Annotated in this window: 17 protein-coding genes and 1 pseudogene; 5 read left to right on the top strand and 13 right to left on the bottom strand. The window is 63.2% G+C overall.

Annotated elements, in window-relative coordinates:
• Positions 1-113: 113 nt before the first annotated feature.
• Entirely contained in the window at positions 114-902 is a 789-nt protein-coding gene (locus BDD21_RS04760; RefSeq protein ID WP_245969411.1) for a type I restriction enzyme endonuclease domain-containing protein, read from the bottom strand.
• Positions 903-1,052: 150 nt separating this feature from the next.
• Here BDD21_RS04760 and BDD21_RS28515 point away from each other — a divergent pair, with 150 nt between their 5' ends.
• A complete protein-coding gene (locus BDD21_RS28515) occupies positions 1,053-2,663 on the top strand; it encodes a hypothetical protein (RefSeq protein WP_245969410.1) in 1,611 nt (536 codons plus the stop codon).
• 334 nt (positions 2,664-2,997) lie between these two features.
• On the opposite strand, the gene BDD21_RS04750 is transcribed toward BDD21_RS28515, so the two are convergent.
• Both BDD21_RS04750 and BDD21_RS04745 read right to left on the bottom strand, forming a co-directional pair.
• Entirely contained in the window at positions 2,998-3,297 is a 300-nt protein-coding gene (locus BDD21_RS04750; protein ID WP_120796158.1) for a helix-turn-helix domain-containing protein, read from the bottom strand.
• Positions 3,294-3,566 (bottom strand): annotated as a pseudogene (locus BDD21_RS04745) (type II toxin-antitoxin system RelE/ParE family toxin); the annotation flags it as partial. The gene BDD21_RS04750 and the pseudogene BDD21_RS04745, both read right to left, overlap by 4 nt.
• Positions 3,567-3,728: 162 nt before the next feature.
• On the opposite strand from BDD21_RS04745, the gene BDD21_RS28210 reads away from it, so the two are divergent.
• Positions 3,729-3,953, top strand: a complete 225-nt coding sequence (locus tag BDD21_RS28210; protein ID WP_211334982.1) for a hypothetical protein — start codon at positions 3,729-3,731, stop codon at positions 3,951-3,953.
• 72 nt (positions 3,954-4,025) lie between these two features.
• A complete protein-coding gene (locus BDD21_RS28205) occupies positions 4,026-4,199 on the top strand; it encodes a hypothetical protein (protein WP_211334980.1) in 174 nt (57 codons plus the stop codon).
• A 132-nt stretch (positions 4,200-4,331) separates the two neighbouring features.
• Here BDD21_RS28205 and BDD21_RS27730 read toward each other — a convergent pair whose 3' ends face one another.
• Entirely contained in the window at positions 4,332-4,472 is a 141-nt protein-coding gene (locus BDD21_RS27730) for a hypothetical protein (RefSeq protein ID WP_170164684.1), read from the bottom strand.
• A gap of 51 nt (positions 4,473-4,523) precedes the next feature.
• On the opposite strand from BDD21_RS27730, the gene BDD21_RS04735 reads away from it, so the two are divergent.
• On the top strand, positions 4,524-5,177 hold the full coding sequence (locus BDD21_RS04735) for a hypothetical protein (RefSeq protein ID WP_120796157.1): 654 nt from the start codon (positions 4,524-4,526) through the stop codon (positions 5,175-5,177).
• 161 nt (positions 5,178-5,338) lie between these two features.
• Complete coding sequence (locus tag BDD21_RS04730) at positions 5,339-5,761, top strand: hypothetical protein (RefSeq protein ID WP_211334978.1); 423 nt, start codon at positions 5,339-5,341, stop codon at positions 5,759-5,761.
• Between the two features lie 66 nt (positions 5,762-5,827).
• On the opposite strand, the gene BDD21_RS04725 is transcribed toward BDD21_RS04730, so the two are convergent.
• The 9 genes from BDD21_RS04725 to BDD21_RS04685 form a co-directional block, all read right to left on the bottom strand.
• Positions 5,828-6,655 carry an ABC transporter permease gene (locus BDD21_RS04725; protein ID WP_120796156.1) on the bottom strand — a complete coding sequence of 276 codons (828 nt, stop codon included), beginning with the start codon at positions 6,653-6,655 and terminating at the stop codon, positions 5,828-5,830.
• Positions 6,656-6,835: 180 nt separating this feature from the next.
• On the bottom strand, positions 6,836-7,363 hold the full coding sequence (locus BDD21_RS04720) for a nitrous oxide reductase accessory protein NosL (RefSeq protein ID WP_245969409.1): 528 nt from the start codon (positions 7,361-7,363) through the stop codon (positions 6,836-6,838).
• 160 nt (positions 7,364-7,523) lie between these two features.
• A complete protein-coding gene (locus tag BDD21_RS04715; protein WP_120796154.1) occupies positions 7,524-8,408 on the bottom strand; it encodes an ABC transporter ATP-binding protein in 885 nt (294 codons plus the stop codon).
• Positions 8,405-9,382 carry a NapH/MauN family ferredoxin-type protein gene (locus BDD21_RS04710; RefSeq protein ID WP_120796153.1) on the bottom strand — a complete coding sequence of 326 codons (978 nt, stop codon included), beginning with the start codon at positions 9,380-9,382 and terminating at the stop codon, positions 8,405-8,407. Before BDD21_RS04710 ends, BDD21_RS04715 begins: the two co-directional genes overlap by 4 nt.
• Positions 9,379-10,230, bottom strand: coding sequence for a 4Fe-4S binding protein (locus tag BDD21_RS04705; RefSeq protein WP_120796152.1), 852 nt, complete (start codon positions 10,228-10,230; stop codon positions 9,379-9,381). Before BDD21_RS04705 ends, BDD21_RS04710 begins: the two co-directional genes overlap by 4 nt.
• 14 nt (positions 10,231-10,244) lie before the next feature.
• Positions 10,245-11,657 (bottom strand): nitrous oxide reductase family maturation protein NosD, encoded by a 1,413-nt coding sequence (nosD, locus tag BDD21_RS04700; protein ID WP_245969408.1) that lies wholly within the window; start codon positions 11,655-11,657, stop codon positions 10,245-10,247.
• A 95-nt stretch (positions 11,658-11,752) separates the two neighbouring features.
• Entirely contained in the window at positions 11,753-13,027 is a 1,275-nt protein-coding gene (locus BDD21_RS04695; protein WP_245969407.1) for a hypothetical protein, read from the bottom strand.
• Positions 13,028-13,166: 139 nt separating this feature from the next.
• A complete protein-coding gene (locus BDD21_RS04690) occupies positions 13,167-13,928 on the bottom strand; it encodes a c-type cytochrome (protein WP_120796150.1) in 762 nt (253 codons plus the stop codon).
• Between the two features lie 235 nt (positions 13,929-14,163).
• The gene (locus BDD21_RS04685; RefSeq protein ID WP_245969406.1) at positions 14,164-14,490 is read right to left on the bottom strand and encodes a c-type cytochrome; all 327 of its coding nucleotides are present in this window, start codon (positions 14,488-14,490) and stop codon (positions 14,164-14,166) included.
• Positions 14,491-14,496 lie beyond the last annotated feature (6 nt).

Below are 14,496 nucleotides of genomic sequence, written 5' to 3'. Positions count from 1 at the left end.
CGGCGTCCGCCCGAGACCACACAGCGAACCGTCGGAGACATCGTGCCTGCTGTTTCTGATATGTGCTCAGTGCAATAGCCTGCACCTTCAAGGACCATTTGCCTAATTTTAGCTCATCCCGTTGCTGCAAGGAGTTCCTTGAACGCGATGCCAAGCGCACTCTCGGCGAGGAACTGCTGCAAGCCGTTCGCGATGTGAAGGCGGGGCGTCATGGCGCGGTCTATTTCGCGTTCCGCTTTGCCGAGCGTCTCCTTCTGCAGCAGGTCGAAGAGCGCGAGCTCATCTTCGCTGAGCCCCTCCTCGGCGGCACGTCGCTGCTCGGCATCAAGACCGCCGACCAGGTCCGTCAGGGCGGCGAAGGTGTCTTCGATCGTGACCCGGTCCTTCTCGCGGTTGTCGTCGGCGACGATCTCCTGGTAGCGCTTGTAGTCATCCATCCGTTTCGGATTGTGCCTGAGCATCTCGGCGAGCTTCTGTTCGACGATCTCGCGGATGTCCTGGAGCGCCGTCGCTTTGTGCCTGACCTTCTTCGCGAACTCGTCGCGGAGCCTCTCCAGGTCGATCCGGCTGAGATCGTAGGTCAGCCCCTCGGTTTGGTCGTCACCCGGTGCCTCGGCGCGGATGGCCTGATTCACGATGCGGTGCAGCTCCTTCAGAAGCTCGGTGACGTCTGCGGTGTCGCGCCGCTCGGTGAGTTTCTTGTAGATGGCCTCGATGTTGTCGTGTCGCTCGGCATAGGTGAAGGCCATCGGCTCCATCAGCAGCGCCCGGAATCGAACGAAGAGCTGGCGGGCCAGGATCTCGAAACGCCGTTTGGACTCGTCACTGGTGTAGACGGCGTCCATGGCGTCCGCAATGCCATTGATGCGCGCAAAGCCTTTAGTCCCGAGTAGGGACTTCATCTAGCGAGGCTTCGCCTCAGACCGACGAGTCATGGGGTGAGCCCCGGCGTTGGGCGGCCCCGGTTGAGCAACGGAAGGCTAAACTTCCGATAGTAGCCGCACGTAGCGGCGTGTGGCGCGTGGCCAAGATGTCAACCGGGGCCTGCCATCATGTTAGACCAAACCGTCGGTGAGTTGCTGAACGATCGGGTCACGCTGGATCTCGAAGGAATCGACCGGCTGTATCTCAACCTGTATCAACCGCGGCTGCAGACCGGCGGCGGGGTAGCCAACTTCTTCAAGGTCCATCGTGGTGCCAAGGTCGCCTCCACGGTGTTGATGGCCCCGATCAGTCACGCCTTCGTCAAGGCGATCGAGGGGTTTGCGCAACGCGAGGGCGTGGAGATCGTGACCTTCGCCAAGGGACAGCGCAAAGACGACATGACCCGCGAGCGGCTCCGCGACTTCGCTCAACCCGAGGGTGTCCTGTACATCGGCAAGGCTCAGGAACGGTTTGCCAGCTTCCGCATGATCAAGAAAATCAGCACCCACACCGGCCAGCCGTACCCCTGGTTCACGCGCGGGACGGTGATGTGCAACCATTTCTACTTCTATCTGGTGGATGCGGACTTCGGCCCCCTGTTCATCAAGTTCTGCTCCTACTTTCCCTACACCGCGCGGGTCTGCCTCAACGGTCATGAGTACGTCAAACGCCAGTTGGCCAAGGCGGGCATTGCCTTCGAGGCGCTGGACAACGGGTTGCTCAGCTGCGCCGAACCGGCCCGTGCGCAACGCATCCTCGATGACCTGAACGAGGCGACGATCGCCGCACTGGTGGCCAAGTGGTTGGGACGGCTCCCGGATCCCTTCACGGCGGAAGACCATGCCGCCGGCTACAATTTCCAACTCTCCATCCTGCAGGCGGAGTTCGCCCGCACGCAGGTGTTCGACCGACCGCTGTCCGGACGCCATCTGTTCGAGGAGGTCATCCGCGAGAACCTCGACTTGGGACGGCCCGAGAAGGTCAGCCTGATCTTCAACCGGAGGATCACCAAACGCACGCCGGGGAGCTTTCATACCCGCGTCATCACCCAAGGGGTTATCCCTTCGCTGCATGTCGGCTACAAGTCCTCCAAGATCAAGCAGTACTTCAAGGAAGGTCGGGCCCTGCGCACCGAGACCACGATCAACAACACCCACGACTTCGGCATCGGACGGAATTTGAACAACCTGCCCGCCCTGCGGGCCATCGGCTTTGCCGCCAACCGTCGCTTGCTCGAGGTCGAGACGCTCAGCCAGGACTGTCTGCTGGCCGAGGGGGTGTTCGATCAGGTCACCCAACCGCAGGTGGTCGGCGGGCAACGCGCCCCGGGGCTGCACCTGGACGATCCGCGGGTCTTGGCGCTGTTCACCGCCCTGTGCCTGTTCCTCACCCTGCCCGAGGGCTTCCGACACGCGGGGATGCGCACCTGGATGGCCCAAGCCTTGGGGGTGCCCGAGGACGCCTACTCACCCGGACGCATGACCTACGATCTGCGCCGACTGCGCCTGCATGGCCTCATCGAACGGATCCCGCAGAGCCATCGCTACCGGGTCACCGATGCCGGACTGCGGGTCGCCCTGTTCTTCACCAAGGTCCACAGCCGCATCCTGCGACCGGGGTTGTCCCAATTGTTCGACGGCTGCCCGAAGGCGCCCAACCGGCCCATCGCCACCGCCATGAGCCGGCTGCAACAGGCGTTCGCGGACCTGTTCGAGCAGGCCAAACTTGCGCCGGCTTAAACTTGACTCACGCGCGCAGAAAGTTGTTCGTCAAGGAACCCTAGTGTAAAAGGGGGCCTGGCTCAATTCCTGCCGTTGTCGCAACGTTGAGTGCATGTGCCCCCGCACGATTCCACATCGACAATCAGCCGCTGACCGCGTGTAGCGCGGTCATCACCGCGCGGCCTGCTTCTTCGACGCCCACGACCGGCTCGCTCAACGCGGCTGGCTGCGAGAGGCGCTCATGCGCGTGCGCTCCCGGCTGAAGGAATTCGTGCTGATGACCAACGACTTGCACCTGTTGGTAGCGCCATCAATCGCACACGGAACGCTCCTGCGCAGCCCTCGCAAACAATCAGGCCGCCTCCAGCCGAACCGCGACGCGCATCCCGAGTGCCGCCGCGATATTGACCAAGGCATCGAGCGAAAAGCGCGAAATGCGTCCGCGCAGCAAATCGTTCATCCGAGGCTGGGTCACCCCGCAGCGCATTGCGGCCTCGTTCTGGGTCCATCCGCGTGAGGCGATGGTGGCGCTGATCTGGTCCATCAGTTCGGAGCGCAGCTTCAGGTTGGCGGCCTCCGCCGGGGTGTCGGCGATGGCATCCCAAACGCTGGCGTAGGTCTCGACGCTGTCGTCATTCTCAAGGTCGCTCATGGGTGGCCCCGTGTCAGTTGGTTGAAACCCGCCCTGGCAATTTCAATCTCGCGTTTTGCGGTCGTTTGGGTCATTTTCTGGAAGGCATGGAGAACATAGACGGCATCTGCCAGCCGCGCCGTGTAGATGACCCGAAAGGTGCCAGCTTCATCCCAAATTCGCAGTTCCTCGACACCCTCGCCGATGGTTGCCATGGGTTTTGAGTCATTGGGACGTTGGCCACGCTGCACCAACTCAAGCTGGCGCCCTGCATCCTGACGTGCGTCCGGCGGGAAGGAGCGTTAGCATTTGAGCGAGTTGCCAAGGAATCGCATCGGTTTCATACCTGAAATATATCGACACGGATATAGTGCGGCAAGCAGTCAAGCAGTCAAGCAGTTGATGCGATGATTGCGCCTACACCCCGTTCGCAGCCCATTCAGGATGCCCGCATGCACAACGACTTCCGCTCTGAAGCCGCCTTCGAAACCGTCATCGAGGCCCACCTGCTCGCGAGCGGCTACGTGCGGGTCGCGCCGGAGGGTTTCGACCGCGAGCGGGCCATCTTCCCTGATATGGTTCTGGGCTTCATCCGAGAGACCCAACCCAAGGAGTGGGCCAAACTGGAGGCGCTGCATGGCGAGCGCACCGGCGAGCAGGTGCTCGGCGATCTCTGAAAGTGGATGGACCGGAACGGGGCCTTGGCCACCCTGCGCCATGGTTTCAAGTGCTCTGGGCGCACCTTGTAGGTGGCGTACTTCAAGGCCGCGCATGCTCTGAATCCGGAGCTGGAGACGCGCTATGCGGTGAACCGGCTCGGGCTGACGCGGTGTTGTCGCTCGCTTTATTTCACCGCCCAATTCCAGAATTGTTTCGCGACGAATGCCCACACCTTTCCCGCACTGATGACCCCGGTGGCATAGTGTCGGCAGGTGGAGGAGTGCGAGGAGTGCGAAGGCAGCCTGTCGGGTACGCGGCGGGGTGGTCGACGCGCCCGGGTCGGGCGCAAGCGAGGACGGCTCCCGGCGGATGGCGACCCGCCGGGCGCGGGTCGCTCAGAAGGGCAGCGGATCGTCGAAGGCGTTCTCGAACAGATCGAGCTGGGTTTCGGTGAACGGGTCGTCGTCGGCGTCCTCGCCGCAGAGCCAGCGGTGATGGCTGAGGGGATTCCATGCATACGCTGCAACGCCCATCATGAAGAAAGATCCGGATAACGATCCTTCAACGAAAAACCACGAGGACTCTCTATGGCGCTCGATCAAAAGGCATTGCAGAAGAAGCGGGCCAAGCGTGAGCTGAAACGCCGGCAGACCAAGCCGGCGGCTTCGGAGCTGCCGGGAGCCTTATCCCAGGCGCGCGTATGGGCCAACGTGGGCCGGGCGCCGATCGCGGACGTCTTTGTCCCGTCGAATATCTTCGAGCTGGGCATCGGCACGGTCTGGGTGAGCCGGAGTCTGCCGGATGGGCGCTATGCCGTCGTCGGGATGGTGGTGGATGTTTTTTGTTTGGGCATCAAGAACGCCTTGTACAAGATTGTCGACGCGGCCGAGTATCCGACCGTCCTGGCCCGCATCCAAGGGAATCCGACGGAGTCGTTCGAGGCCCGGGATCCGAGCTATGCGCGCAAGCTGGTCGAGGACGCCTTGGCCTACGCCAAGGACCTCGGCTTCGAGCCGCACGCAGACTACCGGATTGCCCGGTTGATTTTCGGGGATATCGATGCCGGCGCCTGCCCGGTGTCCTTCACCTTCGGGAAGGACGGCAAGCCCTTCTATATCAACGGGCCGAACGATACGACGGCGATGCAGCGGCGCATCGTCAAGCAGCTGGAGCGTCGCTGTGGTCCGGGGAGATACAACTATCTCGTGACGGTGTCGGATCGCGATCGGCCTGTGGGGTGAATTGACGCTGTTGGTCGTGAGGTCGATACTCTGACTTCTGCGGTTGGTTATTCGTGCGTAAGAGACTGATGAACGCCGAGTCTCTGGCGTGAGTCAGTCGCCGGATGGCCGGTCGACAGCACCGAATCAAACACCACCAAAGAGGCGAGGTCATCACAGCCATGAAACCGATCGAGCTGACATCCTTCGACGATTTTCTGCACCTGGCGCGGCGGCAGCCCGAGCCCCAGCAATTGCTGTTCGTGTTCACGCGCAACGAGCTTCCGGATGGGCACACGCCCGAGCAAGCGGAGCGCTATAAGGCCGGCCAAGGCGGGCATCTGGCGCCGGTGGTTTGCGTGGACAAGGCGCCGTACGAGATCGGGGGGTTTTCGACCTTTGTCGAGGAGGCCGACGGGAATATCGAGGATTGGGCCGTGTTCTTCGTGGCCGCCCTGCCCGGGGTCGCCAATCGCGAGCCGACGCCGCTCGCGGTCGAGGAGGCGCTCGATCGGATGGTCGAGTCCGTGCGGATCGGGCAGGTCGGCACCTATCTGGCCTTCGATCGCTCGGGTGCGCCCTTGCAGTTCGCCTCGGTGAATTGACGTGCGCTCGGCGGGTGTCGGGACGACATACCGCCGCCCCGCTCCAGCCCCGTGCACGACGGGGTCTTACGGCAGGTCGCCGCGACGGAAAAGCAGATAACCGCCGAATGCACACGCGGTGCCGACCAGCATCGGGTAGACAATGGCGTAGGCCATGTACCCGGCCTGCCCGAAGTTGTCGAGGATGACGTAGGCGGAGGGGCCGAGCATGACCAGCTGCGAATCGAGCAGGAGCATCGCTGCGGTACGGAAGACCTGCATGGGGTTGGCCAGGGCGATGCCGACGACCGTCTCGGGCGGGATCTGATTGCGGATCAGGGTGCCGAGCAGGATGAGATCCAGGAACAGCAGGAGCGTCAGCCAAACGACGAAGGCGGACGCCTGGGCCACATCGGCCGAGCGGCTGAGGGTCGAGAGCAGCATGCCGATGCCCAGGAAACACCAGGCCAGCGCCATCAGCAGCGCCGTGTACCAGATGAAGAGCACCCAGGGCACGGCGGCCCCTTTCACCGAGCCCCAGACGATGGCGCCGACCATCGCGAGGAACACGGGCAGGAAGACAACCAGGAAACGCCCCGCGAGCTTGCCCCAGTACCACGGCGCCAGACCGATGGGCAGCGAGAGTAGGTATTCGTAGACGCCGGCCTCGCGATCTCCGGCCACCGAGCGGACGGTCGTGATGAGCACGAAGACCGGCAGGATGGCCATGGCGAGCTGGATATAGGTCACCATCAGGCGGGACAGCCCGGTAAAGCCCATGATCCGCGACTCGGTCAGCCCGAAGGCGAACAGCAGGACCACCAGCCCGCCGAAGACGAGCGTGTAGGCGACGAACCACTTGGCCCGAAACGACTCGAGGAGATCGGTTTGGGCGGTCAGCCAGAATTCACGCATGGTCTCGGGACTCCGTTAAACCGCGCCCAACGCGATATGCGTCGTTTGTTGGATTGGCTTGGCCGCGCCGGCTCCGAAAACCGTCGGAGCCGGCGCGGTTTAACCTCGAAAAGACAGCATCGTAGGATGGGTAGAGCGAAGCGAAACCCATCGATCGTGGGCAGCGTTCAACGAAGCCCGTCATTTGTGCTCTGCCCGTCTCAGGGTTCCCGGGGGGTGGAGGTGTCCGCCGTGGACATTGAAGCGCGCTTCGACATCGAAGATGTGCGCCTTGGCGTGCGTGAAGTCGAGCCCGTCCGGCGCGGGCTCGGGTTGGGCGCCGAGGCCGTATTCCATCGGCGTCACCTGGCCTCGCAGATAGGTCGCGGTGCGTGCGTCGATCCAGTCGCCGGTGCGCCAGTCGTTCACCCAGATTTCGGTGGCGGAGTCGTCGCGCTCGGCGCGGTCTTCGAGCCAGATCAGGGCGCATCCGATGTCGTCGAAGCGATAAACGCGCGAGCGCCCGTCCGGCGTCGGGACACGCACCTGTGCGGAGTGCAATCGGTCCGAGAGGACCATGCGGCAGCGCTCGCAGGCATCGCGGTCCCATTTCACCTCGACAGGTCCTTGTCCAGGATCGCCGCCGCAGGCGGGGAGGACGAACGTGAGCATGGCCACCAGAATACCGGCGTAGAGTCGTCTGCCGTCGGCGCAGAAAGACGGATCCATCGTCGGCACACTCGCTTGTCGGCTCACCCGAAGCGATTTGCGTCGGACATGCCTTCGAGCACAAAGAACTAAATCACTAAACCGCGTCCACTGCGACGCCTGTTGATCGCCGCGGACCAAGCGCTCGTCCTGAACCGATTCATACCCCACGGGACGCGGTTTACGCATACCGCACCTCGGCCAGCCCCGGCTCGCTCGCCGCGTCCAATCGGATCGACTCAAGCAGCCCCGCATAACGCGACAACAGCCCGAGGAACCTCAGCCGGTCCGCCCCGGCGACCCAGCCTTCCCAGGTGATGCCCAGATCGAGACTGCGTAGACCCCATGGGGTGACTGCGCGCGCAAAGGCGTCGTCGGCCCGCCTCAGGACCAGACGGCAGCGTAGACGGCTGGTGAGATCGACCAGGTCCGCGACGCGGTCGTCGAGCACGACCAGACCCTGGTCCATCTCGATGACCCGGTTCACGAGCGCGGCGACCTCGTCGAGACGGTGACTGGAGATCAGCATGGCGACCTGCCCCTGACGCTCGGCGAGGAGTTCGAAGAAGATGTGCCGCGCGTCGGGGTCCAGGTTGGCGGCGGGCTCGTCCATGACCAGCAGCTCGGTATCCCGACCCAGGGCGATGCTGATCAGCAGCTTTTGTTTCTGCCCGCCAGAGAGCTTGACGAAGGGCTGGTGCCGAAACGCCTTCGCATCCAGCCCGAGCCGCGTCGCGACCGCCTCCATACGGCGCGGATCCGCGCCGCAGACCCCGGAAGCGAACTGGATCAACTGCCCGACCGGCATCTTCAGCGGCGGCGGCAGCTGCGGCACGAAGCCGATCTTGCCGAGCACCTCGCGCCGGTGCGCGCGCGGGTCCAGATCATCGACACGGACCTTGCCCTGACAGACATACTCGCCGAGCAAACAGCGGATCAGCGTGGTCTTGCCGGCCCCGTTGGAGCCGACCAAGGCGACCCGGTGTCCGCGCGCGATGACGAGATCGACCCCCTTCAGGACGGTCTGACGACGAAACCGTTTGGTGACCTGCTCGAAACGGATCATAGGACCTTCTCCAGCCCCTTGTAGGTGAAGCTCAGCGAGCTGGTCGGACAGATATCCACGCAGAGACCGCAGCGGGTACAGTCCGCACCGATGTCGGTGGCGAGTCCCCGCGCTCGGCCGCGAATGGTGACATCGAGCACATGGGGCACCAAGCAGACACTGCGACAGTCACCCTCGTGGTGGCAGCTCTGCATCTTGTACTGCACGCGCAGCGGCGAGAAGACACCGACGAGACCGTAGGTGATCCCGATCGGGCAGACATAGCGACACCAGGCCCGACGCGAGAGCAGCACCTCGACGGCCAGCAGGGCGAGGATCCAAAGCAGCGCGAGACCGGGGCCGTAGATGAGCGCGCGGCTGAGGATCCCGGTCGGCGAGATGGTCTCGAAGACGGTGTAGCCGGTCAGCAATGCAAGCAAGGCGAAGATGACGTAGAAGACCGCCCGCACGGTGCGATGGAACTGGATATCGATCGCCCAGCCGTGCTTGGCGAGCCATAGATGCAGCGACTCGGCCCATTCGGCGACCAAATGATAGGGACAGACCCAAGAGCAGAAGGTGCGCCCGCCGAGCAGGATCCAGAGCACCACGACGGTCAGGGTGCCGATCAAGAGGTTGATGACGACGTGCTTGTAGGCCAGCGTGACCTGCAGCGCCGAATTGAGATCGGCCAGGTGAAAGCCGATGACGCGCGAGGCGGTCAACGCGCCCTCGACGAGTTGGACGTCGAGCACATAGGAGACGACGAACAGCAGGTTCACGACAATTAAGGTGATCCAGCGGCGATTGCGCCATTTGTGGCGGTTCGGGCTGCGTGCGTGACCGGCCTCGACGGCTTGCAGCGCATCGCGTGTCAGCGGCGTTTTGCGCTTCTCCTTATAGATCAACTGGATCGGGATCGGGATCTGCTCGGGCGTGGGCTTGACCGGCTTGAGCCCCGCGAGCTGGCGCAGCGAGTCGACGAAATAGCTCATTGGAAGTCGGCGCTCCGATGGATGTCCACGACGATGGCGGCGGGCTCGGCGGGACAGACCATCTCGCAGACCCCGCACCCGACACAGCCATCCAGAACGACCGGGGTCGCGGAGAGGCCGTCGGGTTTCGGCTCCAGCCGGATGGCATGGAGCGGCGGGCACTGGTTGGGATCGCCCGAGGGCGGCGTTCCGGCCTCGCATTGGGTGATGCGGATCTCGATCGGGCAGAGTCGGACACAGAGATCGCAGAGGGGCAGGTCGAACGGATGCTCGGCGAGCCGGATCGGGGTCCAGCGGTCGACAGACTCGAAACGCAGCAAGGCGGGGTGATCCGGGCCTCGGGCCTCGCCTTTGAGGGGTAGCCCACGCACGGCGAGACAGCCTCCCGGTCGGGCGAGCCGGGCGAAGCCCATGCGGGTCTCCGCCGGATAGTCGATGTCGTGTGTCAGTGCGCCGGTCGGACAGGCCAGAACGCATTGCAGTCCGTCGCAGGAGAAGTCACAGGATTGGTCGCGCGCCTGGATGTAGGGCACGCCGAGACCGACACCGTCGTCGATGTCGGCCAATTTGATCGCTTCGACCGGACAAACCTGCACGCATTGGCCACACTTGATGCAGGCGGAGAGAAACTCCTGCTCGTCGAGCCGATCCTTGAGCGCGCCCGGCGGGCGCAGACGCGCGTTGGCCCGACCGATGAGCGGGATAAGTCCGGCGAGCGAGGCCCCGACCATCCCGACGAGCAGGGCGGCGCTGCGCAGAAACTCGCGTCGTCCTTGGTCGCGCAGCTTCTTGGTCTTGCGCCGCGGTTTCGGCGTCGGTGTCGGCCGGCCGGTGGGTGTTTCTTTCATCGTGGGTCGACCTCTCAATCCCGTCCGAGCGAACGGCGCAGCGCCTCGTAGGCGTCATAGCCGCCGGGCTCGGCGTCCGGGGCGGACGTCTCGGGCTCGGCGTCCGGATCCAGCGCCCAATCCGATGCGCTGTCCTCGCTCGCCAATCCGGCTTGCGGCACGGCGAGCACGACCTCGGTGTCTGCGTTCCAGAGCGGTCGCTCGTCGCGCACCAGAAGATCCGGAGTCGTGAAGGGCGCGAGCCGCTCGAGGAAATCGATGACCTCGAGCATCGGGGAACCCTTGAAGAACTGCGCCGGGGGCACGTCCATCCAAAGTCGATCGGCGAAGGCGTGAATGACATGCGGTGAATCGCCCAGGCCGTCGCCGTCTCGGTCGAACCCCTCGTAGTCGTCCCAGTAATTGCCGTCCCAGGTGTTGCGGTTGGCGGTCTTGCCGCCCTCCACGACGACTTGCGTGGTGTTGCCCTTGAACCGATTTCCGGTCAGGACGTTGCCCTGCCAGTCGTTGATGAAGCGGATCCCGATGCCGTTGTAGGCGATCAGGTTGTTGCGAAAATGATTGATGCTGCCCGGCTGGTAGGGCGAGACGTCCAGGTACAGGCCCTCGGCGCAATAGAGGATGCGGTTGCCCTCGATGACGACGTCCGAGGTCTCCTTGAAGCCGATCCCGATGCCGGTTGTCCCGGTTGCATTGGCGATCAGGTTGTTGCGCACGATGATGCCGTCGCTGTACATCAGGAAGATCCCGACCGTGTTGTTCTCGTAATGGTTGCCCTCGACCCGATTGGTTTGGGAGTACATGAAATGCAGCGAATAGCGCCCGCCGCGGGCGTCGTTGCGAGCGATGAGATTGTCGCGCGAGTACCAGACGACGGTGTCGCGCGCATCGCGGATGATGTTGTCCGTGACCTGGTTGTCGAAGCTGTACCAAAGCCGAATCGCATCGCCCCGCACACCGAGATCGACCGGCTTGGAGGAGATGTGGTTGCGCCGCACGATGTTGTTCTCGGACTGCTGCAGGTCGACGCCGAACAGGGCGTTGTCGATGCGGTTGTCGCTGATCACGTTGAACTTGCCCCGGACCTGCACGCCCGAATCCAGGTCGTTGTGCGAGCTGCCCGAGTTGGTGAGATGCAGGTTCCGAAGCGTCGCGCCGTCGGTCTCGAGCAGCACCACGGTTCCCTTGCCGCCCCCGTCGATCGTCACGCGATCGCGACCGTCTATGGTCAATGGCTTGTCGACGCGCACCGGCCCGGCGTAGATGCCGGGCTCGGGCGTCAGCACCGAGCCCGCCTCGGCGGCATCCACCAGAGGCTGCAACGCCGGGTAGATCGCTTGAGCCAGCGCCGGGATCAAGAGCAACGCAGCCCATCCAAGCCGGCCGGATCCCAACCCTAGGATGGGTAGAGCGACAGCGAAACCCATCCACCCCGCGCCAAGGGCATCGGACAGAAACCCGGAAACGCAGCGGTTTGGAGGATGGGTTTCGCTGCGCTCTACCCATCCGGTTGAGCTTGCGCTCATGGCGACGACTTGAGCTGTTTGCGGCGCAGCAGGCTCGCCGCCGCCAGCACGGCCGAGAGCAGCAGCATGAGTCCGAAGCCCCAGTAGGGATAGGAATGGGTTCCGAACTGGGCGACCTTGCCGTCGCCGAAGACGGTCGGCATGAAGGGCTTCACCGTGAAGGCACCCATCGCGTTCATGTTGTGGCCGTACCACCACAGCCAGGCGGAATAGTCCAGGATGAAGAGCAGCGGCAGGGCCATCGGTGCCAGGATCAAGAGCCAATAGAGCGTTCCCTCGCTGCGTCGGGCACCCCAGAGCAGGACCAGCATGGCCCCGATGATGCTCCAGAAGACGACATGCGCCGCCGTGCTCATGATGCCGACCATGGGTTGGATCTCTTCGGGGTTATTGAAATAGCGCCCGAGGCTCTTGCCGTAGTGCCAGGCGAGCACCTGGTGTCCGCTCCCGGTCCAGGGTCGGCGTTCGCCCGAAGGCTGCTTTGCCTGATCGCGCTCGAAGGCCCCGCGCAGGCTTGCGGCGAGTGCTGCCTTGTCCGGATCGGCGACGCCGCCGATATCCGGAGCACCCGGGGCGACCTTCGGTTCCGCATCCCCCTCCAGCGATGCCTTCATTTGGGCAATCAGCGCCTCGGCCGGTGAAAGGCGCTTTTCGGCTTCGGGTGTTGCGGTCTCTTGGTCGAGTGCGAGCGCCAAGGCGCTCAAATAGCCCCGGCTATTGAGCTTCAGCCCGTCGGCCGTGTAGAAGGTCATTGCCATCCAGCCGACGATCAACGCAAACCCGGCGCCCATCACCGCCAAGCGGGTCTTGGATCCGGGGATCGCGAATCCGACGACCATGACGCCGAGCATCGACAGCAGGAACGGCGCAAAGGCCCTCTCGACCACGCCGCCGGCCGAGATGGGATACATGCCGACATAGTGATTGATGGTATCCATCTCGTGGACACAATTGAGCGCCTCGTCCTCCGTGATCTCCGACTTCTCCACCATTTTGCAGCCATTGAAAACGCCGTTCATATGAAAATGGATGCGCACACCGTCCGGGAAGGACTCCGGCGGGTAGTTGGGCGCGGTCAGCGAGACCCACCAGATGGGAACGAAGTAGATGACGCCGAGCAGGATCAGTCCGATCAGGCTCAGGCCGAAAATAAGTGATGTACGCCGATCCGAGAAGGAGGCTTCGGGTGTGTGGCTCATGATGAATACAGCCATGCGCGTGCGTTGCGGTGAGGAGCCTTCGGCATCGATCCGGCCGGCGGAAGCTGCCATGCGGAGCGCCGAGCCGATGCGCAACACCGCTGCCGCGGGGTCGCGACATCAGTGTCGAGCTTCGGATCGCACGATCTGGAACGCGGCCTAGCGATTGCGCAGGCCGACCACCGGATCCGAATCGGCATCCTGTCCGGGGTTACTCGAAGTCCGGGTTCTTCCAATCAACCGAGTCGGCCAACTGCTCCTCGGGTACCGGTTGCCATGAGACATAGCTGTTGACCGCCTGCATGTCCTTGTCGGAGAAATTCTTGATTTGCTCGACCATCTCCGGATTCGCATTACGCCGCTTGTGGTCGCGAATCCATTCGAACTGACGCACCATATAGGCGTAATGCTGGCCGTTGATGCGCGGATAGAACTTCTCCACGTCGCCCATCCCCAACTCACCGTGACATCTCACGCAGTTGTCCTTATAGAGCTGCTCGCCCAGCGTATACTCCTCCGTCCCGGGACCCCAGGGCCCTTTGCCCCATTCCGGATTCATCGGCAGGCTTTCGATATAGGCGACCACATCGGCCAGTGCCTGCGCATCGCCGATTGCCTGCGGAAGGGTGAATGGATACATGGTCGGATTGTCACGGTTGCCCGCGCGGATGTCGGCCATCTGCTTGACCAACACCCCTCGATGTTGGCCGGCCAGTTGGGGGAAGGTCCCGTCCGGTGTCCCCCAGCCCTCCGGAAGATGGCAGGCGGCACAGACCTCATAGACGTCCATGCCGTTCTCGAGGTCGGGGGTCAAATGCAAGGCTTCATCCTGCTCGCCGCCCCCGATGTTCCAGGCTGCCGGATCTCCGGGATGGACTCCCGCGGTGTCGCTCGGATCTGCAGCCCAGGCACTCGCGCTGACCACAACGGTCGCCGTCAGGATTGCGGTCTTCAAGATTTCACGCTGAAACATCTCAACCTCCATTAAACCGCGCCCAGTGCGGTATGCGTCATTCGTTGGAATGGCTTGGCCGCGCCAGCTCCGACGACTGTCGGAGCTGGCGCGGTTTAAGTTATTAAAAAGATTAGCTTTCAAACCGCGTCTCGCCAAGATCGAGGAAGCCCCCCACGCTAAACACAACGTGAAAATGACGCATTTGGCTCTGGACGCGGTTTAGTACGCGAATGGCTCGCAAAGAGGCCACGTCTTACTTCAAGGTGGCGAGCCAATCGGCAATGACTCGCATCTCCTCTTCTGTAACGAGATGCATGACGCCGCGCATCGCCGCGGTCATGCCGTTGTCGCGGGCGCCGCTTTTGATGTCGACCATTTGGTTGTAGGCGTAATCCGGGCTTTGTCCCGCGAGCTTCGGATAGATGGGTAGGATGGGTGTGTCGGCGTCCTTGCCGTGACAGGCGACACAGGTCTTGGTCACATACAGCTCGGCGCCGTCCATCGCGAGAAGGGGCAAGGGTGTCATTGTCGCTGCGGCGATCGGGATCGACAGAAGAACGGACTTCAAGGCGTTCATCATGGACTC

It is taken from the genome of Thiocapsa rosea (genome assembly GCF_003634315.1).
Taxonomy (GTDB): Bacteria; Pseudomonadota; Gammaproteobacteria; order Chromatiales; family Chromatiaceae; genus Thiocapsa; species Thiocapsa rosea.
The sequence above is the reverse complement of the archived record's forward strand: the minus strand, read 5'-3'. Positions and strand labels throughout refer to the sequence as shown.

Bases quoted from the DNA above. Each gene is read 5' to 3' on its own strand.
- BDD21_RS04690 (WP_120796150.1), bottom strand. From the start codon at position 13,928: ATGTTTCAGCGTGAAATCTTGAAGACCGCAATCCTGACGGCGACCGTT.
- BDD21_RS04730 (WP_211334978.1), top strand. From the start codon at position 5,339: ATGAAACCGATCGAGCTGACATCCTTCGACGATTTTCTGCACCTGGCG.
- BDD21_RS04720 (WP_245969409.1), bottom strand. From the start codon at position 7,363: ATGGATCCGTCTTTCTGCGCCGACGGCAGACGACTCTACGCCGGTATT.
- BDD21_RS04710 (WP_120796153.1), bottom strand. From the start codon at position 9,382: ATGAGCTATTTCGTCGACTCGCTGCGCCAGCTCGCGGGGCTCAAGCCG.
- BDD21_RS28210 (WP_211334982.1), top strand. From the start codon at position 3,729: ATGCACAACGACTTCCGCTCTGAAGCCGCCTTCGAAACCGTCATCGAG.
- BDD21_RS04725 (WP_120796156.1), bottom strand. From the start codon at position 6,655: ATGCGTGAATTCTGGCTGACCGCCCAAACCGATCTCCTCGAGTCGTTT.
- nosD (WP_245969408.1), bottom strand. From the start codon at position 11,657: ATGGGTTTCGCTGTCGCTCTACCCATCCTAGGGTTGGGATCCGGCCGG.
- BDD21_RS27730 (WP_170164684.1), bottom strand. From the start codon at position 4,472: ATGATGGGCGTTGCAGCGTATGCATGGAATCCCCTCAGCCATCACCGC.
- BDD21_RS04750 (WP_120796158.1), bottom strand. From the start codon at position 3,297: ATGAGCGACCTTGAGAATGACGACAGCGTCGAGACCTACGCCAGCGTT.
- BDD21_RS04695 (WP_245969407.1), bottom strand. From the start codon at position 13,027: ATGGCAGCTTCCGCCGGCCGGATCGATGCCGAAGGCTCCTCACCGCAA.
- BDD21_RS04735 (WP_120796157.1), top strand. From the start codon at position 4,524: ATGGCGCTCGATCAAAAGGCATTGCAGAAGAAGCGGGCCAAGCGTGAG.
- BDD21_RS28515 (WP_245969410.1), top strand. From the start codon at position 1,053: ATGTTAGACCAAACCGTCGGTGAGTTGCTGAACGATCGGGTCACGCTG.
- BDD21_RS04685 (WP_245969406.1), bottom strand. From the start codon at position 14,490: ATGATGAACGCCTTGAAGTCCGTTCTTCTGTCGATCCCGATCGCCGCA.
- BDD21_RS04760 (WP_245969411.1), bottom strand. From the start codon at position 902: ATGAAGTCCCTACTCGGGACTAAAGGCTTTGCGCGCATCAATGGCATT.
- BDD21_RS04715 (WP_120796154.1), bottom strand. From the start codon at position 8,408: ATGATCCGTTTCGAGCAGGTCACCAAACGGTTTCGTCGTCAGACCGTC.
- BDD21_RS04705 (WP_120796152.1), bottom strand. From the start codon at position 10,230: ATGAAAGAAACACCCACCGGCCGGCCGACACCGACGCCGAAACCGCGG.